Below are 25624 nucleotides of genomic sequence, written 5' to 3' on the forward strand. Positions count from 1 at the left end.
GCCGCCCGCTCCCTGAATGGCTTACTTGCCAGCGGGCTTCGCGGCCGCTGCATCCGCGCTCTGGCCCGCGCTCTTGGTAGCGTCAGCGAAGGCTTGGGCGGTCATGCCGATCATCAGGCCGGAGGCGCCCTTGGCGACGGAAGTCTTCGGCAGCTTGACGCGAACTGCGCCAGCGTCGAGCACGAACTCGGTATCGGTCACTTCAGCAACCTTGCCGAGCTGGGTGGTGCCGTCGGACGCATAGACCGGGGCATCGACGACGATTGCGGCAGCCGTATCAGCCTTTGCGGCTGCGGCAGCCTTTTCGGCAGCGGCGTCGAGTTCAACCTTGGTCATGCCGAGGACCGGACCCTTGGGGCCGGTGCCGAGTGCAGTCAGCGCCAAGGTGGCAGTGTTCTTGCCTGTGTCGATCACGAAGTTGGGCGCGTTAACGCTCTTGATCTTGCCGACTTCGGCTCCTGCGGCGTCGTAGACTACGGCACCGACGGTCGGCGTGGCCGCCGTCGGCGCTGCCGAGGTGGCTCCGGCGGTGGTTTCGGTGCCAGCGGCTGCGTCTTGTGCGCTTGCTGCGGTGGCAAGGGGAGTGTGGCGACGAGAAGGGCAACGGTCAGCTTGCGGATTGTCACGAGTAAAGTTCCTGTCCAGTTGATTGGCTAACCCGGACAAGGTCGTCGTTGTTGTTCCCCAGCGGAACCCGTCTTGCGACTTTGCGAGACGGATTTGCGGGCGAAATGAAGGAGTTGTGGCAGGCGAGCGACGAACTGAACTGCTTGAACAAACGAAAAGGGCGACCCGAAGGCCGCCCTTTCGATCACCTTTTGAAGGTGAAATGGTCGGGGAAAGAGGATTCGAACCTCCGGCCCCTGCCTCCCGAAGGAAGCGGCTGACCGCGTAACCCGCAGAAACCCGTGCTTTTGCGTCTCCTGCTCGGCGGAACGGGCTAGGAACATCTGCGCGATTCCGCCTCGTTTCACCGGAGATGCACCGGAGCGGGGAGGGCGGTCATGAGCCGATCCACCTTTGAGAAAGCGTTAACCGCCAAGCCAGAATTTTCGGGGGTTTCAGGCCATATGGTCGGGGAAACGGGGGCACATGCGGCCAATGGGTTAGGTGTGGCGGAGGCAGCGGACCTGCGCGATAAGATAGCGCGGACCATCGCCAGCGCATTGGGCGACAACTTCTCCGATGCCTTCAAGAACAAGCAGCGCTGGATAGCCAAGCGCGGCATGTCTGGAGGCCGGTTCCGCGACATCAATGAGCCGTTTCAGCACGATTATCTTGATGCTGCCGACGCCGTGATCGCGTTGCTCACCCCCACCCCACAAGAGGCCCGCCATGACTGACCTCTACCCCTCGCAATCATCCTCACCCCCATCGCGCTCCTGTGCCTTGCCGTCCGTGAATACCGCAGGGCTATGGATCAGTTCGAGTTGGCAGGTCGTGGGGTGCAGCATTGGAGTGAAGCGAAATGACTGAGACACATACGCCTTTGCCTTACCTTCGTGATGGCTTGCTGATTTACGCGCTGGACGAAAGCGGCACATGCAATCGCATTCAAATGCGCCTTGAAGGTGGTTTCACCAAGAATTGGGGACGCCAGTGCATTCGCACCACGGACGAAGAGGTCGAAGCAACGGCGGCATTCGTTCACCAGGCAGTGAACAGCCACCACGATCTTATCGAGGCTTTGCGAGAGGCGCGCAAGATCATTGCAGACATCGATGACTACATGAAGCGTCCAAGTCGCGGTGATTGGGGCGAGGAATGCGCTTGCTGCATGGGTGAACTTCTGGACGACGACCGGCAAGCCATCGCCAAGATCGACGCCATCCTCACCAAGGCGGAGGCAGGTCATGGATAAGACCTGTGGAACGTGCCTGTGGCGCTCGGTCATGCCGTTCGTCAATCCAGACCGTGGAACCGCTGAGTTCCATGCCATCATGTATGCCTGCAAGCGCCGCGCGCCTGTCGTATCGGGCGGGATGCACTGCCCGACCATGACCATTTGGCCGACCGTATCGAAGGACGACTTCTGCGGCGAACACACCCCCAAGGAGCCACCCCATGCAGGATGAAGTGACGGTAACTCAGGCGGATGAAGCTGAGATTGCGGCGCTGCTTATGAACTACGGCATCAAGCCCGTTCCCGCAGCACTCGTTACGGAACTCGCCCGCCACCAAGCAGAGCGCGAGACGCTGGCACGGATGGAGCCGGTTGCTTGGATGTATGCGAGGGGCGAGGCTAAACATGTTGTGAGAGAACGCGTCCCAGATCTGCCTGCATTTACTGAAGCAGGCTGGACCGAAACACCCCTCTACGCCCTTCCACCCGCACCGGAGGCAGGACAATGACAGAGCCTGAGCAGTGGGCGGTGGAGTTGTGGGGGAGTGCCCTGTCCGCTTGGGATGAGAGCACTGGCGATGATCCTGCGGTGCTCATCCAACGCGCCTTCGAGGAACGGGAGCGTAAGTTGCGGGAGGCTTTGAAGGAAATCAGGGATAACCGCACTGAGCCGAACGACCGCTCTGACTATGCTCGCGGATGGAACGATGCTCGTTTTTGCCTGAAGAATATCGCCCGCCAAGCCCTCGCCACCCGTCAGGATGCGCCCAAAGCCTGCGAGGACACCAGCCATGATCACTGACCAGATGAAGGCGGAAGGCTGGATTGAGCACGACGGTGGGCCGTGTCCGATAGATGCGTGGCAACCCGTCACTATCATGCGCCGCGACGGCAAAACCGCAAGGCATCCTGATAGCCGGTTCTTGGACTGGCGACCTTACGAAGACTACGCGCACACCGACATCATCGCCTACAAGCCCGAAGGAACCCCCAATGACCATTAACCCTGTAGAACTGGAGCGGTTGGCACAGGTCGCGCGCATAAAGCACTCCAACGAACTGGCGAACACCCCATTCGGCGTGATGCCGTCAAGGGAGTTTGAACAAATTGCCAGCGTGCTCACCGACATCGCCGACAAACTCCGCACCGGCCAACTTGTCCCTGCAATGCCGAGCGGGGATGAGGTGGAGGCTGTTGCACGAGCGATAAGGCGTTCGGAGATTGGCAACTTTTCCGATGAGACGCGGGCGCACTCGGTGGTCGATGGATCATGGGAGCATCGGATACAGGAAGCCGTCGCAGCAATCACCGCCTACGAAGCCGTCAGTGGTGTGGCGAAGATGCGGGAGGCTTTGCGCGAGATTGGTGAACTAACGGAGCGACGCCAGTTGCCGCTGACAAACCAGATCAACGATATTGTTCTGAAGGCCCTTCGCGCGAAGGAGGCCGGTGATGCTTGAACGCCTACGCGAACTGTTGAAAGCACAGTCCAAGGCCATGCAGCCAATCCGCCGACAGCCGCGAAGGATCATCCTGTCACCGATCGCTGGCACACCGTTCAAGTTGGCAGGGTGCAAGGAGGCCGGTGATGTCTGACCTGGTGGAGCGGATTGATTGCATGATCGAGGCGCACGCCGCAAACTACGGCATATCAGTTAGTGAACTAGTTGAGCTTCTGGCAGACGCGAAAGATGCGCTTTTGGGGTTACTACCCGGCGCTAGTCCACCGGGTAGTGGCGAAAACATGCCAATTGCGGCGATACAGCATTTATCGCGTGAGAGCAATAAAGCCGCCCGCATCACCGAACTCGAAACCGCGCTGGCAGAGGCACGCAACGCAGCGCTTGAGGAAGCGGCGAAGGCATGTGAGGCGGAAAGGCTTTCGGAGCCACAAGACGACAGCGACGCCGCTTATGACAGCGCCATAGATCACTGCGCCCAAGCCATCCGCGATATGAAGGACAGGACATGAGTATTGTTCAAGCCACCATCAAAGTCCGTCGCGGCGATGGCTGGCCGGTGCGTCCGGTCATGGACGTGATCGACGGGCAGACGTTCAACTTCATCAAGGCCGGTCCCGCTGATGATGGTAGGCCAGAGTATGCCGGTGAAACCGCGTGGATGTTCTACGGCGACTTACCTGAAGGTGCGCCAGCTTGGATTGCCAGCGGAGACCTTGTGTTCAGCCATTCCCCTTCACCCCCGCCTGTGGTAGAGGGCAAGCCTAAGTCCGGTTAACGTGACCGGCACCATAGGGCGGCGAAGGATTGGGGGTTCCCGGTCGCGCCGCCCTTAGTCGTTTACTTGATCAGCCCAAGCCCTGACCCCTGCAACCTTCGCCGAACAATCCCCCCAAGCCGATCGCAGCGCCAGGACATAATCCAGCGTCATCGCATCGCGCCGCGCCTGTTCCTCACGCCCGGGCAGTGCAGGCGCAACAGGTTCGTCGGCACACTGCAACAAATCCGCCGGCGGTTTAGCGAGAGCCGGTCTTTCCTGCCCGCAGCCGGTCAAGGCCGGCACGAAGAGGATCGTCGCTATCAGAAGCAGCTTGGCGCGCATCTCGGTTCTCCTGTTCAACGGTAGCGGCCTGCGATGCCGCGACTTGGCCCGCTACATCGTCGGCGATGGCATCGATGCGTTGCACCGCGGCTGCGTCGTCCTTGCGCGCCTGCTCGATCTCACCGGCGACGTACCAGCGAAAGGCCGCATAGAGGGCTAGGGCAGCGGCGAGGATCGAAACGATGCGCCAGTGGCGGATGAGGAAGGTCAGCACGACTTGAACTCACCGTCCGTCAGGAAGCCATGCCAGTGCTCACCGGTCACATTGCCCGCTTGGTCCATCTGATAGATCAGGATCGAAGGCGTCAGCGTGATAGCCTCTTGCTGACCGTTCCAGTGCCAGCGAGGACCAGCGCCTTCGTGGCTGTCGAAGCCCACACAGAACATGGAACCGCAACCACAAGGGCACCCGAACAAGATGCCCGCCTTGCGTTGCTCCGGGTCGCCATAGGCAGTGTAGAAGTGCCAGTGACCGGCCTCGACGCGCGCCTCTTCATCATCGAAATCGGCCACGAACACGGCAGGAGCGCTGCCACGCTGATTCACAGGTGCGACTGTGGTCATGGGTTAGTCTCCACCGGCACCGGAGAATCCGGCCCGTTCACAACAGCCACCGGCGCCGGATCACCGTCCCTGGCCTTGCCAGCGCTAGAGGAGCCGATCCAGAAGCCGAACGCCAAGGTGGCAAAGCTCTTCCAGGTCCCGACGACGTCACCACGCAAGGCAGCGTCCGAAGTCCAGCCAAAGACCCAGATCGAGAAGCCGAGGTAGCCCAGCACGGCGAGAAGGCTGGCGCCGACCACGATGCGCAGATGGGGAATGCGGGTCATCGACAGATACTCCGGCAGGACGCGACAGCGATGATGAGCGCGGCGATGGTGCAGATCTCAAGTGCAGCCCGGGCGAGCAGACGCGCGCTCACGACAGCAGCGCCTTGATCCGGGCGACGTAGGATCGCCGTTCCGCAATGCCGTTTGTACCGCCGTTGATCCGCCGCGTGATCGTGTCTTCAAGGCCCTGATCGGCCAGAGCGTTGAGCCCGCGCGACTGCCAGAACCGGCAGGCGGTCAGGACCGCGATGTCGGGACGCTCGGCAAGTTCGGGGCTTGATTCCAGCGGCTGCCCGATGCTGGCGCCAATATCCCGGTAGTTGGCGCGACCGGTCAGCTGGAAGATGCCGCGACCTCGAAACCTGTAACCGTCTCCGGGCTGCGTGTTGCCGAGATCGCGACGCCCTTCATAGCGCTTCTGGGCATCCGTCGGCCCCCAGACCTCGCGCAAGTATCGAAATGCCCCGGTCTCGTGCGCTGCTTGACCCAAGAAGTTTGCCAGGCGCGCCGCCGTCTCGGTGATGCCGTGCGCGGGAGCATGGACGGCCATGGCTGCCCCCAGCGGTTCGAGCGGCGTCATCGCACGCTGGGCGACACAGGCAAGCAGGGCGGTATGCGTCCGCTTGCCAGCGATGCCGTCTGCGGCGCCGATGTCGTAGCCCTTCGCGATGAGGCGGGTCTGTGTCCTGCGCCAGTCGATCACTGGCCGACTCCCTCGAGTCTCGCTGCCAGAACAGCGAGGTCGTTGGGCATCGTCGCATCGACGGGGAATGCTGCGCGCATGGTAGTAGTCGTCAGACCGATCAGCGCTTCGAGACGCGCGGCCTTGGCCTCGCTTTCAGCGTGCTTGCTCTGGCACTCGGCGAGTTCCTTCTCGACCGTCGTGACGCGCTTGGTGAGTTCATCAACCCGCGCTTCAAGCCGCTCCATAAGACGCTGCGTGCCCGCATCCAGAGCCGCCGCACGCTTGTCCATTCGCCCTCCGAAGTACTCGACCAACCATTTGAGCGCGAAGAAACCTGCGCCGCCGCTGACGCCGACACCTGTTGCGGAGGCAGCGACCTCGAAGAGGGTGTTGCTACCGTCCATCTCAGTATCCGTTCGCCTGCCAGTCGACGCCATCCAAGGTGTTGTCGCCGCCGGTTACCGTGCCCTGGCACACCAGCGTGATGCCGAAACGGTTGAAGGAGACGCGCTGGAACCAGTTGTCGCGGGTTGCCGCCGCAGTCAGATTGATTGGCGTAACCGAATAGCTTGTGCAGGCCGTCGGAAACGGTTCCGGAAAAGTGATCGTGTAGGAGCTCCCGGCCACCATTGGGGTCGAAAGTGTCCCCTCCTTGAGGATGCGATATGGCGTTGCCCTGATCCAGTTCGCCGCGCTGCCACCATCGGGATCGGTGGTGTTGTTGTCGACAGTCGAGATCCACTCAACGCCCGGGGATGAAACCGACGCGAGCCTTGCGCCCTTTGGATAACCACCAATCGCGGTTGAGAAGTCTGAATTGAAGATCGCGGCGCCGCCAGCAGCTAGCCAGCGCAGTCCCGCCGTGATCTGATTCAGGATGCCGTTGAAGTCCTTGCCATTGGGCGGGATGCCGCCGCTGCTTTCGGGCAAAAAGGTCTCAGGAGGGAAACCCTCGGTAAGGCTGGCAGGCGCGTCAGACCCGGTTGGGGCCACAGGGTCCTTCGGGATCGGCCGGATGTAGCTGCCCCCAGCACTGGCCCCGAACGGGATCGGGAAACGGGCGGGAAGATCAGACTGCTGCATCAGGGCTGTTCCACATCAAAGCTGACACCAACCGGCCTAGGCAGGGCACCGGACTGCGAAACGATCGCGTAATCTACTTTGGACAGTGCAGCGCCGAAGACATAGGTCAGCGTCATGTCGCCGTTGTCGCGGACATAGACGTTGCCGTAGCCGGGGAAGAGAGCCCGCAGGATGGCATTGATCGCAGGGATCGAGCTGTTCGTGATATTGAGCGCCGCCTTGGCCAGGATGAGCCTGCGATAGGCGAGGTCACTGAGCTTGAAGTTGGGGGTCAGTCTTGCCGCACCCCAGAAGATGCCGGAACCAAACGGCACGGCATCGGTGCTGTCGCTGAATCCGAGATAGAGGCTGTCCGATACGAAGAGCGCGCGGCTGACGCCGACGATCCGCCCCCAGATGTCGAGGCCGAAACCTTCGGCTGTGTCGACGTTCCAGACCATGTCGTAGAACTCGTTGAATGCCGCTTGCGGGTCCAGCGCCGCACCGAGCGCTTCGACCAAGCTGACGATGATGGGGCTGTTGGCGTACTGGCTGAGCAAGGTCTGCCGGGCATCGAACGCAACAGCAGTCCCGCCGTCCAGTCCGCCGGTAAAGCCCAGCGGCTCCGAGGAAAAGGATACGAGCGTCGTCACACCAGAGCGACCGTGATGTTGGCAGCGTCAATCATCGGCAACTTGTCGATATCGACGGCAACCTCGCTGGCCGTGGGCGTCGACGTCGTCCCTATGGCGATGCTGACAAGCTGCGCCCACGGCCCAAGAGCTGAGATTCCGGACGCGAACCGGAGCGCATAGATCGTCGACCCGATGCGTGCCCGCTGACCGCCATCCTCACCATTGAACGCGGCCACGATAGCAGCCTTGATCTGGTCGGCAGCATCGGCCGGCACGATGCCATTGTCCGCGATATCGACTGCGAAGTATATTGGCAGTGCCGAGGGGCGGGTGAACTTGACCGAATAGGTGGGGTAGGGTGGAGAGTAGCCCTGCGTGTCCGTTACCGTAACAGTCGTCGTGCCGGTATAGGCGCAGCCTGGGGGTTTCTTGGACCAGATTGCAGCGGCAACAGCGGCATTGGTGCCGCCGCTGACAGCAACATACAGCGAGTTCGCGGCAAGGGTAACGCCGCCCGTCGCCACCGGAGCATCGGTCGGGTTCTCGGTCACGTAAGCATCGATCACGCCATCAACCGCTAGAACAGCCGCCCGCACCGCAGGAAGGATGCCGGTTGCATTGCCAGCGACAGAAGCCGCGCGTCTCTTCTCGAACTCGGCTGCCGTCTCCTCATCGCGCCCGATAATGCCCTCCGACGCGTTGGTCACGGTATCCCAGCCCGGCACGACGCGGTAGATCTGGGTCAGAGAGCCAGCGGGGCAAGCGATGGGGCCGGTCGTGATGGCCGCGAACGTGGTCACCACCGAGCCACCGGAGCCGACGGTTGCGTCTCCAAGGCTCTGGTAGATCGTGCCGTCGCTGGCCAGCGCCAGACTGCCCGCCGGGATAACTGTGCCGGTAGCTCCGGTGCAGGTCGCTTGCACCAGCGTCGAGGTCGCAGCGACGCGCGTCAGGTAGTAGATGCGCCCGATCGCGTCCTGCATCCGACCCGAAGTGAATGCCGGATCGATGTAGTTGACGAGCTGAAGCAGCAGATCGTTACTGGCGCCGATGGTCGCGGCAAGGCTGGTGACGAGCTGACCCTGTGGCGTCGCGTCGGATTCGTTGAGATTTCCGCCAAACGCATCCTGAAAGTCAGCCCAAAGACCAGCCTTGATCTCCGATTCCGTGGGAACGACAAGCCCAGCCGCGGTGAACTGCGCCGATGGAACGTTCGTGCTCATAGTGTCGCGGTTCCGGCATTGAACTGGACCTGTCCGGAGACGGAGCGGCCAGAGATGTCAGTGAGGTAGGCTGTCGCGGTCCTGACCCCGGGCACGCGCCGGGCAGCCTGCGCCAGCTTTTCCTTGAGGATCTGCACCGGTACCGGGCGACCAAGGATGGATGTCAGGTAAGGAATGCCCCGCGTGGTGTCGTAATAGCATTCGCCTTCGAACACCCGGCACTCCGATGCGACGTCCTGTTCCAAGCCATAGGGTTCCGTGGCCACAGCGATGTCGCCATTGGCGGTGAGGCAGAGATCCCAGGTGTCGCGGTCGAGAAGTAGCGTTGCAGCCATGTAATCAAGGCTACGCGATCAGGCCGTGCGCCCTCAAAGCCGAGAGGATGGAGCCGATTGCGGTGCGTGCCTCAGTGTCGATCGTAGCGCCGCCGGTCGGATCACTGATCGCGCCGCCTTGTGCACCGACCACCTTGGTTCCATCGACGCGGTATTCGGTGTCTGTCGTGACCGGACCCGTTATCTCGACGGCATCAGTGACCGAGACCTTGACCGTCGGCGCCGTGATGCTGACGTTGTCGTCGGCATCGATTTCGATGATGGTGGTTGGGGCCGCCTTGGGCAGGAAGCCGCCGATGTAGAGCCCATCGGACCAGTCGTAGCGACGGCCGGAGCCTGGCACTGATGCCGCCTTGTTCGCCTTAACCCCGGAGATGTCGCTGTGACAGAACAGGGCTGCCCCGATATCGCCGACGCGTGGCGTGATCCTGATTACGCAGGGTCCGGCGCGCAGAGCATGCACCGGCAGGCCGTGAATGATGCCGTGGTCGATGCCTGATCCGGCGCCGTCAACCTGCTTGACCAGCGGCTTTACATCCACGGTATCGCTGTCCACGGCAACGACTTCGACAAGTGTTGTTGTCGCCAGACCATTCATCTCCTGGCGCGCAATGAAGCGCATCAGGCTCATGTCGTCTTGAGCAAAGGCGAGGGAGCCGAAGCCGGTCACGTTGTCTGTCATCCGGTCTGGTCCAGATAGCTGCATTCCACGTCAGTAAACCACTGCCCGCCAGGCACGTTGGCATCGAGCCGGTGTTGCAGTGCCGAAACAGTCCACTGCCCGTTTGCCGCGGTGAATTGGCTTTCCATGCGGATCGGGCGACCGAAGGCGAGGCTGGGATTGTAGAGCGTCGCGAACTGGATCCCCGACTGGGTGAAAGAGGGATAGCCGACGAGGCCGCTGTCAGGCGCGATGCGGATCACTTCGCCGCCTCTGCTGCCACGTTTCGGCCAGACCGCAACGGTCAGGTTCGCCTCATCCACCTCGAGCATGCAGTCGATGTCGCGGCACACCGATTCCAGTTGCGCGCGTGGCGTTCCGGGCTTGTAGGGGTTGGACAGCGTGCCAGTGATGCCGCCGTTTTCGAACTGGTAGCCCATTTGCTGAGCAATGCCGGACAGCACCAATGCGGCATCGACACTGCCCTTGAACGAAACCGGCGGAACTGACTTGCTCAGCGCGAACTGCCCGGAATCGGCGCTGATGTGGAACATGATGTCGGGCGCCTGCCTGCCATCGGCCCAAGCCTCCCTGATCGTACCGCCGAAGCACATGGCGACACCACTGTCTTCGTCACCAGCGGAAACGATGACCTGGTTGTAGCGGGTGTTCTCGAAGAAGAATTTCTGCGTCACGGTCAGCTTGTTCATCAGATCCAGCGACATGCCCCAGACCTGAATATCGGCGCGACTGAAGCCCAATCCGGCACGGATGATGTTGGCGCTGCACCGCAGGCCCTCAAGCGTCACGGTGTCATTGCCGGCTGTTCCGAAGTCGCCTTGGCCGAGCTGGAACTGCAGATTGATGATGCGGCGCGCGAATGTCATGCCTGCCAGACCAGGCGGTAGCGGGCGCCAAGGCCGGTGTAGTGGGGATCACTGGTCCCTTGGCTGTCGATGAACGTCAGGTCCCCGGGAAAGCCGAAATGAGCACCGCGCACGATCCACGTCCGGTCACGACCAAGCGCGCCGGACAGCACTGGCCTGTCGTTGATGCTGAGGTCGACATAGAGGCCGGTGCGCTTCTGGTAGACCGCGATGCGGCAGGATTTGCCACCGAGCTGCACCGAAAGCGTCTGTGATGGCACCGCACTGAGTGGGATATCGTAGGTCATTGCACCCCCGCAGTATCAGCCGTGCTTGGCTGTGCCTGAACGGAGCCATTACTGACGGGATCAGCACTCGCCGGATCACGGGTCTGGCTGAACGACGCCGTCGCGTTCTGCCTGATCTCCTGCAACTGCAACTCGACCGTGATCAGACCGGCGCCCTGTTCACGGCTACGGTCCGTGCTGACGCGCACGATGTTGACGTTGAGATAGGTCCATTCCGGGGTGACGACGTTGTAGAGTTCGAGGTTGCCTTTGATCTCGTCCACGGCACGCAAGAAGGCGCGGCGCTGTTCCAAGGTGCCGCCCTTCGTCATCACGACCCGGTTCTGGAACGGTACTGCCACCTTGTCATAGCTCTCGAAGCCTCCTTCCTCGATCGGGAAGTCGGCAACGCGATACTCAGCATCGTATCCGATCGCGGTGATGCTGTCCGGTTCGAGCGCCTGCGCCCCCGCGGTGGTGTAGATGCCCCACTGGTTCTTTGCGGCCGCGGTGACCGTGATGCTGTCCTGCGTCAGTCTCGGTTCCGTTTCGGTTCCGGGATTGATCAGACTGCGCGCGACAGCCGGGACGCCGGGGACCTTGGGCACATCGGGGAAGACAGGACCGGCCATCAGGGGTTCACCACGCGATCGGACTGAGCCACTGCGGCGCGGCGCTGGGTCGCAATTCTGACATCACGCATCAGCTGGTGACCGTCTTTGGCCTGGGTATGCACCGTCATGCTCTGGACCGTGATGTTGCCGCCACTACCCCTGGCACCAAACCTTTCGATGTTGCGCTGCATCGAGGCGAGGCCCGAGAAGGCCGTGTTGGTCTTGAAGCTGTATCCCTCGTGCTTTGCCATGGCGCGGGCGATGAGCGGGATATGCTCGGCGCCGAGGCGCTGATTCGGGCTCAGGCCGGTCAGCTTCGAGACGTGCCCGACATAGGCTCCGACGTTGTTCTCATGACCGGGCGCCCACTTCGAGATGATGCTCGTTAAAGTGGTGCGGCCTTGCTTCATGTAGCCGCCAAGCAGTTTTTCCATAGCTCCGAAGCCGTGCTCCGGAGACGAGAACCGAGCGAAACGCCCATCACCTCCGGCGTAGCCTGGCTGCTTACGCGCAAAAGCCCCATCCTCGATGTTGCCGGGGTTGTTGTTGCGGTCGGCGCGCGTCTTACCGGTGCCTGGAACAGACCAGCCACCGCCATCGGGCTTGATCTTAAACAGGCCGCCGAACCATGAAGATTCCCCGGTCGCGCTAGGCTTGGCCGGTTCATCCCCGCCCCCATGATCCCGTTCAGCCATTGCGCAATCCGGGTCAGTGGCGGGACCAGCTCCTTCTGGATCGTGGTCGTCAACTCCGTCATCGTCTTCTGGAGCTGTTCCTGTTCCTTCGCCAAGGCTTCCTGCCCGGCGGCATCAGCCTCAAACTGGCTGATCAATTTATCGACCGACCCCTTGCCCTGTTGCAGGAAGTAGATCGTGGAAGCGGGCAGGCCGATCTGCTGCAACAGGCTCGCATAGAGCTGAGGATCCATCTTGCCCTGGGCGCCGGCCAACTTCTGCAGGATCGCACCAGCATCAGCACTGCGGAGATCGTTTCCGGTAATCCCGAGCCTGCCATAGGCCGCCGCTTGGTCGGGGCTCATTGTCCCCATGCGGAAGCCCATCTTGGCGCCTTGCACCGCAGACAGGGCCGCGTCACCCTCCGCCGTCTCGCCGCCGACTGATTTCATGGCCATGCGCCAGGCCCAGACCTGCTTGGCATTCATACCCAAGGTCTGGCCGAAACGATCAGCAACGGCCGCGCCGGTCATCATGTTCGAGATCAGCCCTGTGATCGAGCGGGCACCCATGAAGGCCAGTCCGAGCCCGATGACGTCGCGGCTGAGGCCTTTGATCGCCTCGCCGGTCTTCTTGCCGTAGCGCTCGATCTCAGTGAAGCTGCGGCGCTGCTCCTCTCGAAGCCGCTTGGTGCGGTCGGTGACATCGCGCTCGCCTTCCTCGAACTCTTTCGTATCGAGCCCGAAGGTGACCAGAAATGCGTCGAGAATGTGTGTCGCCATGTCCTGCTCCGAGGCCGTAACCTCAGGATAGGTCAGTCCTCACGCGCCGCCTCATGGGCCCTGCGCTCATTCTCGCTGCCGACAATGCTGACCTCCATGAGATCATAGACGTCCTCAAGCCCATAGACCGTCTGCAACTCGATCAGGCTGGCCCGGCCGGCTCCGATGCAGGCTCCGCAGGTGCGGGGGACGTTGACGTATTCTGCCGGCTCGTACGCAGACTCGCCGCCATACTGGACAGCACGGCGGCCAACGAAAAACCCAGATGCAAGGAAAGCACCTCCTCGCGGACCTGGATCAGTGTTGCCACTTCCTCGATGTCGCCGTCGTTGAAGTCGTCGGGCAGCATCAGCGGTCGCGTCACCGGGCGCCCCGACATGGCGTCGACCTTGGCCGGATCGGGCACGAAATGGACGCAGGTCATCATTTCGTCGAGCAGCGGTTCCGCTTCGTCGAACGGCAGGACGCGGAAAGCATCGAGACCAGTTGCCAGAATGCCCAGCGCGCCGGATGCGATGGCGTCCTCGTCAACGGTCGCACCGGCACGGGAAAGAGCAAGCATGGCCCGCGTCGCCCACTTCTCGGCATCGTAAGCCGACTTTTCCACGATCAGGAACGACTTGCCCCTGTCACGACCCTCGGCGGCAATCGTGATAACTTTGAACTTGCGCGCCATGTCAGCCTCAGATCTTCGGGGTCGGTACGACCTGTTCCCATTCCAGCGTGAACCGGCGCGGCTGCAACGATCGACGTGCAGCGGGCATAGGGGAATAGGTGCGCAGGAAGCCGCGCGTCATGGTGTACTGCCGGTCCGTCGCCGGGATGATCAGCGTTCCGGAAGCGACGATCTTCTCCTTCTGGGTCCGCTCGTAGGTGGCCCAATACTCGAAGAAGTCGTTGCTCTTGGAATCAGCCTGCAGCGTGATGTTCTGACGCACGGCAACCGGCACGAATCCGGCGCTGAGGCGACCATCGATACCCATCGACGTTTCGACGGGGTCGATGTTGTCCATGTCCGTGATGTCGTCGGCGCTGAAACCCTGAATGCGCACCGCGATCGGGAAGATCGGGTTTACGGCAATAAGCAGGATCGCGTTGGCGCTGGTGAGGGTGCGATTGTTGGCCATCTATCCTGCCCCTTACTGGACGTTGACGCTGGTGAGGTTGATCTGCTGCACCGACTGGCCGTCGGTGTAGAAGACCTTGATCGGCGGCGAACCACGAGCGGCGCGAACCTCAGCCGACGCAGTGCCGACCTTCACGAACCAGCCCTGCTGTTCGAGCGCCTGGGCGATATCGCCACCGGCTGCGGCATTGACCTCGGCAATCTGCTGAGCGGAGAGGCTGACACCGGCGCGGATCGCACCGAATGACAGAGCGGAGTCGATGACGCCGCGCAGGCTGGCTTCGATCAGCGCATAGCCCTCGGCATTGTACGGAACAGAACCAGTGCCGGTCAGGAGGTTCATCAGGGCAAGCTGGAACGCGTTGTTCATCCAGACCTGACAGATGTACGAATCGATCCAATCGAAATCGCCGCTGCACTGGCCGGGGTAGAGGAACACGAACTGGTCGTTGGCCGTGGCATAGCGCCCGACGAAGTTGTAGCCGTTCGCCTTGAGGTTGTTGGCGATGGTGGCATTCGAGACGCCGGGGTTCACGGCACCGGTGCGGAAAGCCAGCGTTGCACGGCCATTGTCGGCGCTGAAGTCGATGCTGGCAATTGCGCCCATGACGAATGCCGCGACAGTGGCGCCATTGCTCGGGTCATAGACCGGCGAGACGCCACCAAGCCCGTTATCACGAACCTGCGAGCCGAACGATGTGGTATCTCCGTTGACCGTTGCGGCGCTGTCGTCATCCCAGCCGACATAGAGGTAGCGGCTGTTCTGGGCGTCAACCCAAGCGGCGAACAGGAGCTTATCGGAATCGCTTGGCTCGAACGTGGTCGAGAAGCTGACAAAGTCCTGCGTCAGGGCGATGACGGCGGCCATGGCAGTGCCAGGCACATAGGCATCGGCGCCCTGCGAGGTAACTGCACCGGTCGCGGACGTGAGCTTCAGCCCAGCGGCCAACGTGCCCGTTGCAACGGTGATCGTCGAAGCTGCGCCAGTGGTCGAGTTGGTGAACAGGAAGCCGCCGCTGATGCTGTCATAGCTGACGACAAAGCCCGGCGAAGTGAAGGCGGCCGCAATGATCGTTGCGGCGTTGCTGAAGCTCGTGGCTGCGCTGAGGTTGATCGACGAGCTGGTCTTTGCCGAACCGTTTACGGTGATCGTCAGGGTGCCGGAAAGTGCCTGCAACTGGGTCAGGGTCAGGCCGGAAACGCTGCCACCGCGCAGGAACGAGGCGATGTTTGCTGTGGCATAGCGGTAGAAAAGGAGATTGGCAGGCTTGATGCTCGATCCGTCATAACCGGCAAAGTAGGTGCTTGCCAGCGTCGCCTCAGTGCTGAGCGGGCCGAAGTAGGCCGATACATCGGCGGCAGTGGCGAACGACAGAACAGAGCCTGCCGGGATCTGCGCCGAATCGGTGAGGAAGAGACCGACGAGATCGAGGCCCGAACCGCCCGCGTCGATAACGGCGGGCTGGACGCTGACGATCGCCGATGCAGGAATGCTGGCTACCATGAAGAAACCTCCGACAACTCTGTAATGAGGGTATCAGCAAAGCTCTGCGGCACGGTCACGACGAAGTGGCCATGGAGGGCAAGCCGGATCGTCCAGCGCTGCATCCATTGCTGTTCGCCCGCGACGAGCGGCATCTGAAAAGGGTCTTCGACGTAGAGCGGGCTGAAGCCCGTGGCTATGAAGGCTTCGGTGCCATAGCTATCCCGAAGCAGCGTCGTGATAACCGTCGCGTTCTCGCCAGAGCTGGGACCGTAGACGTCGAGTTGAAAATGCAGCGCCATCGAGCGCGCGATTTCGTCCGTGCCCAGTGCGGGGGCAGGGGCATTTGGTGGCGTGACCTGGTGCACCGTCTGCGCCATCTGTTCGAAGCGCATCGGGGTCATGACGACGAAATTCCTGCCCTGAGGCATCGGGACGCGGTTGGCCTGCCCCTGAGTTACTTCCGTGCCCGCCGGAAGGATGCCGAGCAGGAAGATCCGCAGTGCGGTGAAGGCTGCTGTCAGGGTGAGGGAAGGTGTCACGACATCTGCCTCGTGATCGCGGCGCGGCACCAGCCAGAGCCGGGCCAACCTTCAAGCACGGCCACGACCAGCCATTCGGAGCCGCGCAAGTCGGCCGGAATGCTGGGGCTGTCGGGGAACTGGAAAACATCGCCACCGCTGCCAGTGCTGCGGTCGGCGCTGTTCAACTGGCGATCCACGAACACACCGGCCTGCCCATTGGTGATGTTGAGCTTGTCGAGGTGCTGCAGCTCTTTCTGCGTCAATGCCTGAACCTGCACCGTCACAGTTTCCGGCGCGGCATAGGTCGGAACCTGCAGCCCAGCGGCATCGGTCGCATAGCCAGTGCTCACGAGCAGCGTGGCCGTGACATTCGGATTGACGCCAGAGGTGAGGCGGTTGGCCATGGATCGGAGATTGATCATTTGCGGCTCGGGGGAGGGGGCAAGGGGAGATCGGCAGGGGCGCGCCGCTCTAGCCAATCGCGATTGAGCGGATTGTACCCACCGTTGACACGAACAGCCCTTCGAGCGCCGGTAATCCGGTTCTCCTGATAGGACCAAACGCCATGCCAGAGGTCAGAATCGTGGACCTCGCGCCATGCGAACAGGGAGAGAAGCCAGCGGATCATATCACCTCCTTGTCCACCGAAGCCAGCATGTGCCCAGACCATGACAGAGGCTTGCCCGCCGGAGCCGTTGCCCCCGCCGCGACATCGGCGCGGGCCTGCAGCACATCGCTGAACTCCATGCCGTCGCCGGTGGGAAAGCGCTGTTTCAGCAGGTTGGTAACTGGACTGTTTGGCGGCGATTCAGTGTCGACGATGGACTGCCTCAGTTGCCCCGCCATGCCGTCGCCCATCAGCCCTAGCGCGACCTCTGCATCGTAATCGGCCTCGACCAGCACGTCGGCAAACTTGTCGCCCCATTCCGGCGAATTGCGCGCCACCATCTCGGAAAAGAACGGACGTGCCGGAATGCCAGCCTCAGGCGCACCGAAGTTGTTGATCGCGGCCACAGTCGCGACCTTCGTGCCATCGGGGTAAGTCGCGTTCTCGAGAAAGCCGACACGCACCTCAGTACCGCTGCGAACCCTGTCACGGATCTGCTTCAGGGCCTCCGCCAGCTTCTCGCCCCCTCTTACCTCCGCCACAGCGACAGCCCCTAGGCTCGAAGTTGTATGGCGCAGCAGGGATGTAGCGGGCCGAGCGGTAAGGCTTCGTTGCCTGCCAGAAGCTTAGCCCGTAACTGCTCTGCTGGAACCAGACGGCCGTGCCAGGCATCAGGCCGGTTTCGGTCTGGACAGAAACCGCCCCCTCTGATGCCGACGACACGCGCCCCACCAGCCCGGAGGGTTTGCCGCCCGGTTCCAGAGCCCCCGCCAACACCGCGATGTGGGCGACGAGCATGTTGAGCAGGACAAGGCGCACGGCAGCGTCCTGCACGATCGAAGCGTCGGTATTGTCGAGATAGAGCCCTGCTTCGGCAAAAAAGAGGGCGGCCTGCTCCTCGCTGACCGCCCCCGTGAACTCCGGATACCTCGCAATCCACGCGGCGTAAGAGAACACCGCTATAGCCATGGTATCAGCCCTTCTTCTTGCCCTTAGCGCTATCCGGTTCTGTGGTGACGCCAGCGGGGAGGTCCTTCGAAGGATCGAGGCCGTCAAGGCCGGTCTTCTCGCCTTCGAGCAGCTGCGTCTCCTTCTCCGCATCGGCGCGCTTGTCGACGATGAAGATCAGGCCAGACTTGACAGGTCCGTGACCCTTGCCGGCGATCTCGAACCAGGCCTTGAACGCATCCTGCTTCTTCGGGTCGGCGATCTCGGTGAGTCCGACGCCATTGGCGCGCAGCAGGCTGTCAGGAGCGGCGCCATTCGCCCATGGCGTGTCGGCATCGTAGCCAACATTAGCGCCGTTGAGCGTGATGGTCTCGTTCAGGTGATCGACCGTGAGGCCGTGGGGGAGCTTGCAACCGACGAACATGGGCTGGTGTTCCTTCGTTGTGTTGGATCAGATGCCGAGCATCTGGGCGATAGCGATCGGCCGGCGGATGATGGCACCCCACGAACCGGCACTGTTCTTCTGCGACCAGGACGAACCTTCGGTCACAAGAGCGTGCGCACGCTGCTTCTCGGTGTAGGCCGGATAGCCGGTCTTCACGCCATCGACGGTCGGCAGGATCAGCTGCACCAGCTCACCCGAACCCGTCGAGTATTCCGGAGCGGCCTTGATCGTCAGGTTCGGGAATGCCTTCTTGAGCATGTCCTCGACCGTGATGCCGAAGTCGTTGGTGGTGATCATGAAGGGCTGCGCCGTGGTCGACAGAACCAGCGTCATCTGGTCGGTCATCTCGACGTTGCCGCCCATCTGGGTAACCAGCTTGGTGTAGAGCTTCTTGACGTCGTTGAAGATTTCGAGCGCCGTTGCGTAGGTCCAGCGGACACCATCGCTGGTGTTCGTCTTGGCATTCGGCGAGATCGGCGTGATCAGCGACGGATCATTGAGCAGGCCGTAATTGACCAGCCCGGTAACGCCGTAGAAGTAGGTCTTGTTCGAGAACTTCGAGAACGTCAGTGCAAGACTGATGTCCAGTTCCGAGGCGTAGTTGAGGCCAGCGGCGGCCCAGCGCTCGAGCTGTTGTTCGCCATAGCGCTTGAACGCCTGCCAGGTGTAGGGCTGGCGATAGTTCCACTGCGCATTGGCATCGACACTGCCGTTGGCGCTGTAGTCGCCATAGGTCGCGACCTGGCCGGTGCTTTCCGCCATCGGGAAGTAGGCGACCTGGTCAACCCAAGAACCCTTCTGAGCCTCGCCGCCAAGGATCTCGGCAGCACGCATCGGCGTGAAGAGAACACGGACGACTTCAGGGTCGATGACCGACACCGAGGCCAGCAGCACACCGGCGTTGACCGAGGTGGCGAGGCCGGGCTGTGCGTCCATGGCCTGCACCGCAGTGCGCAGGTGCGGGAAGGCATCGAGCGCAAGGGTGTAATCGCGCTTCATCTGGTCGAAGCGGGCCTTGCCGTCGTTGCTGCCGTCGTGGCCGAAGACCGCATTGGCGGGGAAGAATACGCCGCGCTCGGCGAGTTCCTGACGAAGAATCGGATCGCGCATTTTCAGTTACCCCCGGACGCTGATCTTGGCGAGCTCGCCGTTGCCCGCAGTGCTGCGGACGCTCCAGGCGGTCTCGTAGTTGGTGGTGAAGGTGCCAGTGACCGTGCCCGAGGCAGTCGCCGCAGCGCTCAGGACGGCAGTCCCCGCCGTGGCGTTGACGCTGACGATGTAGGCTCCCGCCGGAATGCCGGTCCCAGAGACGGGCTGGCCGGCATAGATCGCGCCGCCGGTGTAGCTGATCGTGGTTGAGGCGTTGGTCGTGGTGACCGAGCGGGTGACCGTTGCGGCTGCGCCAGTTACGGCCGACACGACCGAGCCATCGGCGTAGGACATGTAGACCTTGTGGCCGATGGTCGCACCAGCAGCGAAGCGAGCCCAGACCGGTCCATCTTCAAGCAGGTCGATACCCTGGCCTGCGACCACGAGGTTCGAGGTTCCGGAGAGCAGCCCCGTGATCACAGCAGGCTGATCGCGATGAACGAAGCCATAACGAACGGTGGCGACGCCGGGGTGAGCCGACGAAACCTGACCATTTGCGGTGTTGGCCCACGCGAACTGGCCGATGGTCACGCCGGCAGAGCCCGCGACCCACATGCCCTCGTCGGGGTTGGTCAAGGTGAAAATCGGGTTGGCGCCGCAGAAGCCACCTTCGATACCGGGGCTCTGCTGCGTTGCGACGGAAGTCTGGAAAGCCATGGTCTTAGCTCCGGATCATGGTGGGGAGATCGCCGACGATCGCGGCAAGCTTGCTGCCCGTGGCTGGGATGCGGCGATCCTGCGCCATCGGGGCGGCCTTGCGCTCAGCCTCACGCGCAACCATCGCCTTGAGGGTGGCAAGCGGTGCCTTCTCAGTGGCTGACTTTTCGAAGCCGACGCTATCGAGCGCGAAACGGTAGATCGCCTCGGCGCTGTCCATTCCGACGACTTCACCGACCAGAGGGGCGACATCGGCCTTGGCCTGGTCCATCGCTGCGACCCGACGGGCTCCACGCTGTTCGGCATCGGCGATGAGCTTCCGGACCGAAGCGGCATCCATGCCCTTCACGTCCTTGTCGTCATCATCGTCCTCATCTTCGGCTTCCTTTGCCTCGGGGTCTTCATCCTCGGCCTGCTTGTCGCCTTCCTCGTCCTCGTCTTCGGCGATCTTGTCTTCGTCGAGAGCGAGGGGAGTGACAGCACCGATAGCGGTCGCCAGTGCGTCGGCATCCAGCGCCTTGTCGGCGGCGAGATGCGGCTTCACCAGCTCGGCAACCTTGCCAGCCAGCTTCTTCGCCGAACCGTCCTTGGCGAGCGATGCGGCATCGCAGGCGATCAGGACAGGGGCGAGATCGACCTTGGCATCGGCAGCGAGCAAGGGGCGAATATGGGACTGCAGAGCCCCGGAAATCATCAGCGCAGTGCGCGACTTGAGCTTCATCACATCGTCTCCGACTACAACGTCCGGACCCGCGCGACCCTCGATGACGAGCGCTACGTGGTTAGCCATGATGTCACGCATTACACCGTCGTAACGCAAACCCTCGGGCGTGCTCCCTGCGGTCATGTCGGCGCGGTAGCGGTAGCCGCAGCTGAGCTCACGCTGACGGCCTTCTTCGATGGCTTCCTGGTACTCGGCAGACCAGATCACCAAGCTGTTGCGGAGATAGATGCCGTCGAAGAAGGCGTCTGTGCCGGTAGAACCGATAATCAGATCTTCGGGCAGGCCGTCCTCAGGGATCACCGGCACATGCTGGGAGAGCAGGGGGACGTTGTTGAAAGTCTCTGCACCGCGCTGGAGTTCATCAGGGCAGCGGTAGAGCTGGTAGAGCTTGTCAGGTTCGAGGCCATGCTCCTGCCAGCCCGGAATCTCCGAGCCGTAGTAGGGGCAGACATTGGCCTTCGAGATGTTGCTGACCTCGACGTGCATGTAGCCGTTGATGTCGCGTCTACGAACCGTGGCGCGGTCCATGGCGAGGAGGAGGGTGGTCATCAGAACAAGCCCCTGAGGTTGTAATCTCAGGATAGCCGTCGCCCCGTCCTTTCGTGCTTAACCTTGTCCCCCTCGCGCCAGACCTTCCACTTGCCGGGAGAGGCTATGCGCTGGCAGCGGCCTTGCCCCACTTCGCGGAGCGCTTCGGCGAGGCTCATGCTGCTGAGTAGATTCCGCTTGTCGCAGCCAGTCGCGCTTGAACATTGGAATAGTCTTCGTCCGCTTTGGCGATCGGATCGAACGCCTTGCGGTTCAGGTTCGCAATCCACCAGCGGAACAGGCGGAACTTGCTCGCGGACAGGTTCATGCCGGAAGCAGCCCACGCACTGCAGGAGGTTGCCCCCAGCTTCCCGGTATTCGCGCTGAAGTCGGAAGTGTTGGCCGTAGCGGTCTGCGTGGCCGGGGTATGTGTTGCCGCGCTGGAGCGCAAGCGCAGGCCAATGGTGCCATCGGCCTTACGGTAGAGCAGAACCTGTGTAAGCAATCCCCGGTGCAGGTTAGCGTTCACCGAACCGACCAGAATCCGCTTGAAGTTCGTATCCAGCACGTCGCCAGCGCTTTGCTGGAACATCCCGTAGACGGTGCCGTCAGCGCCAATCCCAAGCCAGACGCGCTCGCCGGGAGACGAGAACGCACCCCCTGCGGTCGAATGAACGATCGGCACCTGAGTAAAGCCGGAATTGAGGAAGCCGGTCCACGTGCTGCTGTTAGGCCAGATCAGGTAGAAGCACTCTGCCCATGCCTGACTTTCACCGGGGTTATCTGCCCCCTCAGGTGCATCGTCCCACAGGTCCAAGTTTACCGATGCGGGAGCCTCAATGAAACCGCCGCCCCGCGCCGTCACGGCGTTGAGTTCGAAGCCGCCGCCTGCATAGGTTACAGCTTGCCCGGAAGCACGCCGGAATGCGCCGTCAGCGACCTGAGCAGTGTCATACAGCGCCGCGCCATCTGCGGGAGCACCGGGAGCGCTTCGCGTGTTCGGATCACCGCCCGGATAGCATCGACCATAGGTTGTATCGATGAGGAACCGGAACGCGCCATTGCTCTGGACCAAGATTGGGTCGAGTTCGGCAAAATCGTCTGGAGCAAATGGAACCGCGTTCGGTGCCTGGAGCACATGCAGGTTGGGCATTGATGGAACTCCTAGATGTTGAAGACTTCGCGCAGCACGGTATCTGCTGCGAGGTAGGCACCCTTGTGATTGCTCGGATGATACCCGGTGCCGTCGCCGTCGACGTTATCCATCCAGCCCCGATAAGCGCTGGCATCGCTGCCAAAGGGATAGATGTCCGACACAAGCGCGCAGTTAAGGCCGCGCGCTATGGCGCGAACCGCCAGATCGTAATCGGCGACCGTGTTGCCCAGATGCGGGTAAATGGCAGGCGGCATCAGCAGTACGATGTCAGCAGCCGGTTGCGCCGAGCTTCCCGTTGTTGCGGGCCACGCAGCGCGGCAATTGGCAACGATGGTCGCAATGTCAGCTGCGAACTGAGCCGCCGTTCTGCCTCCGCCTTTGTCATTGGTGCCGAGACAGATGATCGCTAGATCGGTAGGGACCTGCGACCAGGCCGCAACCAACTGGGTCTGATCCAGCAAGGCCCATTCGCGCGCCAGCGAACCGTTGTTGCCCAGCTTGTTGACAATGACGCCCGGTTCATTCGCGCCGAAGTAGATGCCGTACAGCACGACAGTGCCGCTCACATGCTCAAACCGAAGCGTCGGCGACGTGCCCGTTGCGGGCATGCCGGTCAGATCGAGACTGGCGACCTGATTGCCCGACCCGCTCAGGGTGAGAGATTTCCAGCTATCTGCCGCATCCCAACGATAGCGGATCGTTGCCCCGTCAACGCCGTAGTAGAACAGCTTGGCTGTGGTCGGACGGGGAGTAGACGACGCCAAAGCCATTTGTACGGAATGGCCGGTGGTGGTGCTGACCACGGCCTGATTTTCAGGAGCCGGGTAAGGTGACGCCGCGTTGCTGTCGACAACGGTGAAGCCCGATCGTGCGTAGCTGAAGAAGAATCCCCGGATATAGACGTTGGAAACGAGACTGACCCATCCTAGAGCTGCGAGGCCATAGCGGTTCTGCAACCCTTCCGCGATGTACCGGCCCTGATTGCTGGGGTCTTCGAAATAGCTGTCGCCGATCAAAGTGACCGAGAATTGCGGCATTACCGCCACCGCAGTCGCGCCGGTGCCACCCCCTCCCGTGAGAGAAACGGTTGTCGCGGCATCACGGAAGGCACCGGCATAATTCAGGCTGAGCGCAGTAACGGCATTGCCCGTGATGACAGAATTGGCTTGCGGTGCGGCAATCTTGGCGTTCGATCCACCGCCGGAGAAGGTCACGCTCGGCGCGCTCGTATATCCTGATCCGCCCGCCGTCAGCGTCAGTCCGATTATGCCCTTCTGCTCAAGCTGCCGTTGGCGCATTCGGGTCCAACGCAACAGGTGCATGTCCTGCGCGACAGCCAACGGATAGCCATGCACATCCAGGGCATTGTTCACACGGGGCAGCAACGAAGCGGGTGCAGCGCGGACGACAACGCGACCGTCCCTGTCGCGGATAAGCGGCACCCCGAGGCTCTGTTCGTCGTTCACGCCCGGAACGATCATGGGTTCGAAAGGCGAAACGCTCAATGGTCCTGCGCCGACTAAGGCAGTCAGATCGGCAACTGCACTTTCATTGTCGGCAACTCGCTGAATCAGGCTGACCGGCGCGGCGCGAAGAACCACGCGCCGGTTGCTGTCTCTTAGGAGCGGCACCCCGAAAGTGTCTTCGTCGTTCACGCCCGGAACGACCATTGGCTCAAATAGCGCCACGCTCGGAGTTGTAGCGCCGTCGACAATCAATCCCGCTGTTTGGCTGTCCAGATCGCCCGTGCGCAGCCAAGCGCCAGAGACGCGAGTGTACCGGCCATTGTTGGGGATCGCTGCGCCGACGGTTGCTGCCGAACCGCCAAGCGCCGCTTCCCCGCTAACCGCCGTGTGTGTGCCGCTGTCGGCCGTCACTGAAGCACTATACCCATCGGTCGCACCGGGCGCTGCGATCAGGTCAGAGCGGAGCAGGAACGGGACGGCGGTGTTGGCCCTTTCCGCCCATTCTTGGGAGAGGGCCGCAGAGGAAGCGGCCTCACCGGCCTTGGTCGTCGCTGTACCGGCCGCAGTCTCGGCAATGCCCTTGGCCGCCTCTGCAGCCTCACGATCGGCTTGGATTCCTACCGTCAGCTGCGTCTGCGGCATCAGGTCTTCGGCAATCGCTGTCAGCGATACCTGTGCATTGGGCCGCAACGAGATCGCTGCGCCACCATCGCTGCTATCGATCACGGACCGGACGAGCTGCGCTGATTCCGATAGATAGGTACCGCGCCCGAACTCCCATGCCGAACCTTGTTGGATCGAATAGGAATAGACGGTGCCATTGGTCAGGACTTCACGGCCCCTGTAGCCTTCAGCCGCAGAGCCCAGCGTGATCGCACCGGAACCGGTGTTGCTGACGTTGATCTTGACCAGCGTGACGAGGCTAGATGGCATCGGTTACTCCTCCGTAATGTCAGGATACGGGGGAGGGGCGGATCACTCGAAGCCGGGGATGACAGGACGCCAGGTGCAGCGGCAATTGATCGCTTGGCCGGGCAGCACTTTTCCGAAGCCGTCGCCGAAGTCGTGGCCCTCACCAAGCTTGAAGCGCTTGCCGGAAAAGGACTTGTGTTCCGGTCGCGGCTCCTTGCCGCCGCCGCTGTGCATCCAGATGCCTTCGGTAATGCCCGCTTCTTGCTCGCGGACACTGCGCATGGTCGAGGTTGCCATGTTGTTCTGATGACGCGCGATGAACGACGCCCGCCGCCTCGACACACCGGTCTGGCGTTGCAATTCCTTGGTCAGGGTGCCGAGATCGCGACCCTGCGAAACGGACTGCATCACCAACTGCTCGACCTTGGCAAGGTGCTGGCTGCCGATTGACTTGATCAGGCTGACGTTTTCGGCGCGGACGGCGTTAAAGGCGTCGCGCATTGCGGGGGTCATCTTGAAGCGGATCGAGAAGCCGGCCTTGCGCAGCTGTGACGCCAAAGTGAGATCGCAACGCTTCTGGACTGCAGTCGCGAAGTAATCGGCCATGGAGTCGGCCAAATCATCGAACCGACTCTGCCAGTGCTTGGCGAGGCGTCGCATCAACTCGCGGAGCAGTTCCGAGGGCGACTTGTCCGCACCGAGCAGCACCGTTTCCGGTTCATCGCTCACCCACTGCCTCTCCACCGCCTTGATCACGTCAGCGCTCATGATGTCGAGCAAGGCATGGACGCGGGCTTCGTAGCGGTTGCGGATCGGGGCGCTGGGTCGGATCGGGGTTA

Annotated in this window: 39 protein-coding genes; 9 read left to right on the forward strand and 30 right to left on the reverse strand. The window is 62.1% G+C overall.

Going from position 1 to position 25624, the window contains the following annotated elements:
* Positions 1 to 21: 21 nt before the first annotated feature.
* Entirely contained in the window at positions 22 to 666 is a 645-nt protein-coding gene (locus C7W88_RS12730; RefSeq protein ID WP_118073806.1) for a hypothetical protein, read from the reverse strand.
* A gap of 338 nt (positions 667 to 1004) precedes the next feature.
* On the opposite strand from C7W88_RS12730, the gene C7W88_RS12735 reads away from it, so the two are divergent.
* The 9 genes from C7W88_RS12735 to C7W88_RS12770 all read left to right on the forward strand — a co-directional run bounded on the left by C7W88_RS12735 (position 1005) and on the right by C7W88_RS12770 (position 4082).
* Positions 1005 to 1343 carry a hypothetical protein gene (locus C7W88_RS12735; protein WP_162896036.1) on the forward strand — a complete coding sequence of 113 codons (339 nt, stop codon included), beginning with the start codon at positions 1005 to 1007 and terminating at the stop codon, positions 1341 to 1343.
* A 125-nt stretch (positions 1344 to 1468) separates the two neighbouring features.
* Positions 1469 to 1861 carry a hypothetical protein gene (locus C7W88_RS12740; protein WP_162896037.1) on the forward strand — a complete coding sequence of 131 codons (393 nt, stop codon included), beginning with the start codon at positions 1469 to 1471 and terminating at the stop codon, positions 1859 to 1861.
* Entirely contained in the window at positions 1854 to 2075 is a 222-nt protein-coding gene (locus C7W88_RS22710) for a hypothetical protein (RefSeq protein WP_162896038.1), read from the forward strand. Before C7W88_RS12740 ends, C7W88_RS22710 begins: the two co-directional genes overlap by 8 nt.
* Complete coding sequence (locus C7W88_RS12745; protein WP_118073809.1) at positions 2065 to 2352, forward strand: hypothetical protein; 288 nt, start codon at positions 2065 to 2067, stop codon at positions 2350 to 2352. The genes C7W88_RS22710 and C7W88_RS12745 overlap by 11 nt, the downstream gene beginning before the upstream one ends.
* Complete coding sequence (locus C7W88_RS12750) at positions 2349 to 2645, forward strand: hypothetical protein (RefSeq protein WP_118073810.1); 297 nt, start codon at positions 2349 to 2351, stop codon at positions 2643 to 2645. Before C7W88_RS12745 ends, C7W88_RS12750 begins: the two co-directional genes overlap by 4 nt.
* The gene (locus tag C7W88_RS12755; RefSeq protein ID WP_118073811.1) at positions 2635 to 2847 is read left to right on the forward strand and encodes a hypothetical protein; all 213 of its coding nucleotides are present in this window, start codon (positions 2635 to 2637) and stop codon (positions 2845 to 2847) included. The genes C7W88_RS12750 and C7W88_RS12755 overlap by 11 nt, the downstream gene beginning before the upstream one ends.
* Positions 2837 to 3304, forward strand: a complete 468-nt coding sequence (locus C7W88_RS12760) for a hypothetical protein (RefSeq protein ID WP_118073812.1) — start codon at positions 2837 to 2839, stop codon at positions 3302 to 3304. Before C7W88_RS12755 ends, C7W88_RS12760 begins: the two co-directional genes overlap by 11 nt.
* Positions 3305 to 3432: 128 nt before the next feature.
* Positions 3433 to 3816: a hypothetical protein gene (locus C7W88_RS12765; RefSeq protein WP_118073813.1), complete on the forward strand. Its 384-nt coding sequence runs from the start codon at positions 3433 to 3435 to the stop codon at positions 3814 to 3816.
* Positions 3813 to 4082: a hypothetical protein gene (locus tag C7W88_RS12770; protein ID WP_118073814.1), complete on the forward strand. Its 270-nt coding sequence runs from the start codon at positions 3813 to 3815 to the stop codon at positions 4080 to 4082. The genes C7W88_RS12765 and C7W88_RS12770 overlap by 4 nt, the downstream gene beginning before the upstream one ends.
* Positions 4083 to 4320: 238 nt before the next feature.
* Here C7W88_RS12770 and C7W88_RS12775 read toward each other — a convergent pair whose 3' ends face one another.
* The 29 genes from C7W88_RS12775 to C7W88_RS12920 form a co-directional block, all read right to left on the reverse strand.
* A complete protein-coding gene (locus C7W88_RS12775) occupies positions 4321 to 4620 on the reverse strand; it encodes a hypothetical protein (protein ID WP_118073815.1) in 300 nt (99 codons plus the stop codon).
* On the reverse strand, positions 4614 to 4970 hold the full coding sequence (locus C7W88_RS12780) for a DUF6527 family protein (protein ID WP_118073816.1): 357 nt from the start codon (positions 4968 to 4970) through the stop codon (positions 4614 to 4616). The genes C7W88_RS12775 and C7W88_RS12780 overlap by 7 nt, the downstream gene beginning before the upstream one ends.
* On the reverse strand, positions 4967 to 5236 hold the full coding sequence (locus C7W88_RS12785) for a hypothetical protein (protein ID WP_118073817.1): 270 nt from the start codon (positions 5234 to 5236) through the stop codon (positions 4967 to 4969). The genes C7W88_RS12780 and C7W88_RS12785 overlap by 4 nt, the downstream gene beginning before the upstream one ends.
* Before the next feature lie 88 nt (positions 5237 to 5324).
* Positions 5325 to 5939, reverse strand: coding sequence for a glycoside hydrolase family 19 protein (locus C7W88_RS12790; protein WP_240344650.1), 615 nt, complete (start codon positions 5937 to 5939; stop codon positions 5325 to 5327).
* A complete protein-coding gene (locus tag C7W88_RS12795) occupies positions 5936 to 6325 on the reverse strand; it encodes a hypothetical protein (RefSeq protein WP_118073818.1) in 390 nt (129 codons plus the stop codon). The genes C7W88_RS12790 and C7W88_RS12795 overlap by 4 nt, the downstream gene beginning before the upstream one ends.
* 1 nt (position 6326) lies before the next feature.
* On the reverse strand, positions 6327 to 7004 hold the full coding sequence (locus C7W88_RS12800) for a hypothetical protein (RefSeq protein ID WP_118073819.1): 678 nt from the start codon (positions 7002 to 7004) through the stop codon (positions 6327 to 6329).
* Positions 7004 to 7636, reverse strand: coding sequence for a DUF2612 domain-containing protein (locus C7W88_RS12805; protein WP_205525178.1), 633 nt, complete (start codon positions 7634 to 7636; stop codon positions 7004 to 7006). Before C7W88_RS12805 ends, C7W88_RS12800 begins: the two co-directional genes overlap by 1 nt.
* The gene (locus C7W88_RS12810) at positions 7633 to 8841 is read right to left on the reverse strand and encodes a baseplate J/gp47 family protein (RefSeq protein ID WP_118073820.1); all 1209 of its coding nucleotides are present in this window, start codon (positions 8839 to 8841) and stop codon (positions 7633 to 7635) included. Before C7W88_RS12810 ends, C7W88_RS12805 begins: the two co-directional genes overlap by 4 nt.
* A complete protein-coding gene (locus C7W88_RS12815; RefSeq protein ID WP_118073821.1) occupies positions 8838 to 9176 on the reverse strand; it encodes a hypothetical protein in 339 nt (112 codons plus the stop codon). The genes C7W88_RS12810 and C7W88_RS12815 overlap by 4 nt, the downstream gene beginning before the upstream one ends.
* Before the next feature lie 10 nt (positions 9177 to 9186).
* Positions 9187 to 9858: a Gp138 family membrane-puncturing spike protein gene (locus tag C7W88_RS12820; protein WP_205525179.1), complete on the reverse strand. Its 672-nt coding sequence runs from the start codon at positions 9856 to 9858 to the stop codon at positions 9187 to 9189.
* On the reverse strand, positions 9855 to 10724 hold the full coding sequence (locus C7W88_RS12825; protein WP_118073822.1) for a hypothetical protein: 870 nt from the start codon (positions 10722 to 10724) through the stop codon (positions 9855 to 9857). Before C7W88_RS12825 ends, C7W88_RS12820 begins: the two co-directional genes overlap by 4 nt.
* The gene (locus C7W88_RS12830; protein WP_118073823.1) at positions 10721 to 11011 is read right to left on the reverse strand and encodes a hypothetical protein; all 291 of its coding nucleotides are present in this window, start codon (positions 11009 to 11011) and stop codon (positions 10721 to 10723) included. Before C7W88_RS12830 ends, C7W88_RS12825 begins: the two co-directional genes overlap by 4 nt.
* The gene (locus C7W88_RS12835) at positions 11008 to 11622 is read right to left on the reverse strand and encodes a hypothetical protein (protein WP_118073824.1); all 615 of its coding nucleotides are present in this window, start codon (positions 11620 to 11622) and stop codon (positions 11008 to 11010) included. The genes C7W88_RS12830 and C7W88_RS12835 overlap by 4 nt, the downstream gene beginning before the upstream one ends.
* On the reverse strand, positions 11622 to 12038 hold the full coding sequence (locus C7W88_RS12840) for a hypothetical protein (RefSeq protein WP_118073825.1): 417 nt from the start codon (positions 12036 to 12038) through the stop codon (positions 11622 to 11624). The genes C7W88_RS12835 and C7W88_RS12840 overlap by 1 nt, the downstream gene beginning before the upstream one ends.
* The gene (locus tag C7W88_RS12845) at positions 12011 to 13060 is read right to left on the reverse strand and encodes a hypothetical protein (protein ID WP_118073826.1); all 1050 of its coding nucleotides are present in this window, start codon (positions 13058 to 13060) and stop codon (positions 12011 to 12013) included. The genes C7W88_RS12840 and C7W88_RS12845 overlap by 28 nt, the downstream gene beginning before the upstream one ends.
* A gap of 142 nt (positions 13061 to 13202) precedes the next feature.
* Complete coding sequence (locus tag C7W88_RS12855) at positions 13203 to 13736, reverse strand: hypothetical protein (protein WP_205525180.1); 534 nt, start codon at positions 13734 to 13736, stop codon at positions 13203 to 13205.
* A gap of 7 nt (positions 13737 to 13743) precedes the next feature.
* Positions 13744 to 14187, reverse strand: coding sequence for a hypothetical protein (locus C7W88_RS12860; RefSeq protein ID WP_118073828.1), 444 nt, complete (start codon positions 14185 to 14187; stop codon positions 13744 to 13746).
* A 12-nt stretch (positions 14188 to 14199) separates the two neighbouring features.
* The gene (locus C7W88_RS12865) at positions 14200 to 15690 is read right to left on the reverse strand and encodes a DUF3383 domain-containing protein (RefSeq protein WP_118073829.1); all 1491 of its coding nucleotides are present in this window, start codon (positions 15688 to 15690) and stop codon (positions 14200 to 14202) included.
* The gene (locus C7W88_RS12870) at positions 15684 to 16259 is read right to left on the reverse strand and encodes a hypothetical protein (protein WP_205525181.1); all 576 of its coding nucleotides are present in this window, start codon (positions 16257 to 16259) and stop codon (positions 15684 to 15686) included. Before C7W88_RS12870 ends, C7W88_RS12865 begins: the two co-directional genes overlap by 7 nt.
* Positions 16208 to 16615, reverse strand: coding sequence for a hypothetical protein (locus C7W88_RS12875; RefSeq protein WP_118073831.1), 408 nt, complete (start codon positions 16613 to 16615; stop codon positions 16208 to 16210). Before C7W88_RS12875 ends, C7W88_RS12870 begins: the two co-directional genes overlap by 52 nt.
* A 202-nt stretch (positions 16616 to 16817) precedes the next feature.
* Positions 16818 to 17342: a hypothetical protein gene (locus C7W88_RS12880; protein ID WP_162896040.1), complete on the reverse strand. Its 525-nt coding sequence runs from the start codon at positions 17340 to 17342 to the stop codon at positions 16818 to 16820.
* Positions 17287 to 17769, reverse strand: coding sequence for a DUF4054 domain-containing protein (locus C7W88_RS12885; protein WP_118073833.1), 483 nt, complete (start codon positions 17767 to 17769; stop codon positions 17287 to 17289). Before C7W88_RS12885 ends, C7W88_RS12880 begins: the two co-directional genes overlap by 56 nt.
* 4 nt (positions 17770 to 17773) lie before the next feature.
* Positions 17774 to 18172 (reverse strand): hypothetical protein, encoded by a 399-nt coding sequence (locus tag C7W88_RS12890; RefSeq protein ID WP_118073834.1) that lies wholly within the window; start codon positions 18170 to 18172, stop codon positions 17774 to 17776.
* A gap of 27 nt (positions 18173 to 18199) precedes the next feature.
* A complete protein-coding gene (locus tag C7W88_RS12895; protein ID WP_118073835.1) occupies positions 18200 to 19303 on the reverse strand; it encodes a major capsid family protein in 1104 nt (367 codons plus the stop codon).
* A 6-nt stretch (positions 19304 to 19309) separates the two neighbouring features.
* Complete coding sequence (locus C7W88_RS12900; protein WP_118073836.1) at positions 19310 to 19999, reverse strand: hypothetical protein; 690 nt, start codon at positions 19997 to 19999, stop codon at positions 19310 to 19312.
* Positions 20000 to 20003: 4 nt separating this feature from the next.
* Complete coding sequence (locus tag C7W88_RS12905; protein ID WP_118073837.1) at positions 20004 to 21272, reverse strand: DUF2213 domain-containing protein; 1269 nt, start codon at positions 21270 to 21272, stop codon at positions 20004 to 20006.
* Between the two features lie 154 nt (positions 21273 to 21426).
* Positions 21427 to 22404: a hypothetical protein gene (locus tag C7W88_RS12910; protein ID WP_118073838.1), complete on the reverse strand. Its 978-nt coding sequence runs from the start codon at positions 22402 to 22404 to the stop codon at positions 21427 to 21429.
* 11 nt (positions 22405 to 22415) lie between these two features.
* Complete coding sequence (locus C7W88_RS12915) at positions 22416 to 24806, reverse strand: SGNH/GDSL hydrolase family protein (protein ID WP_118073839.1); 2391 nt, start codon at positions 24804 to 24806, stop codon at positions 22416 to 22418.
* A 42-nt stretch (positions 24807 to 24848) separates the two neighbouring features.
* Positions 24849 to 25565: a phage minor head protein gene (locus C7W88_RS12920; protein WP_205525182.1), complete on the reverse strand. Its 717-nt coding sequence runs from the start codon at positions 25563 to 25565 to the stop codon at positions 24849 to 24851.
* Between the last annotated feature and the right edge of the window lie 59 nt (positions 25566 to 25624).

This window comes from Novosphingobium sp. THN1 (assembly GCF_003454795.1).
In the GTDB taxonomy this organism is placed as follows: domain Bacteria; phylum Pseudomonadota; class Alphaproteobacteria; order Sphingomonadales; family Sphingomonadaceae; genus Novosphingobium.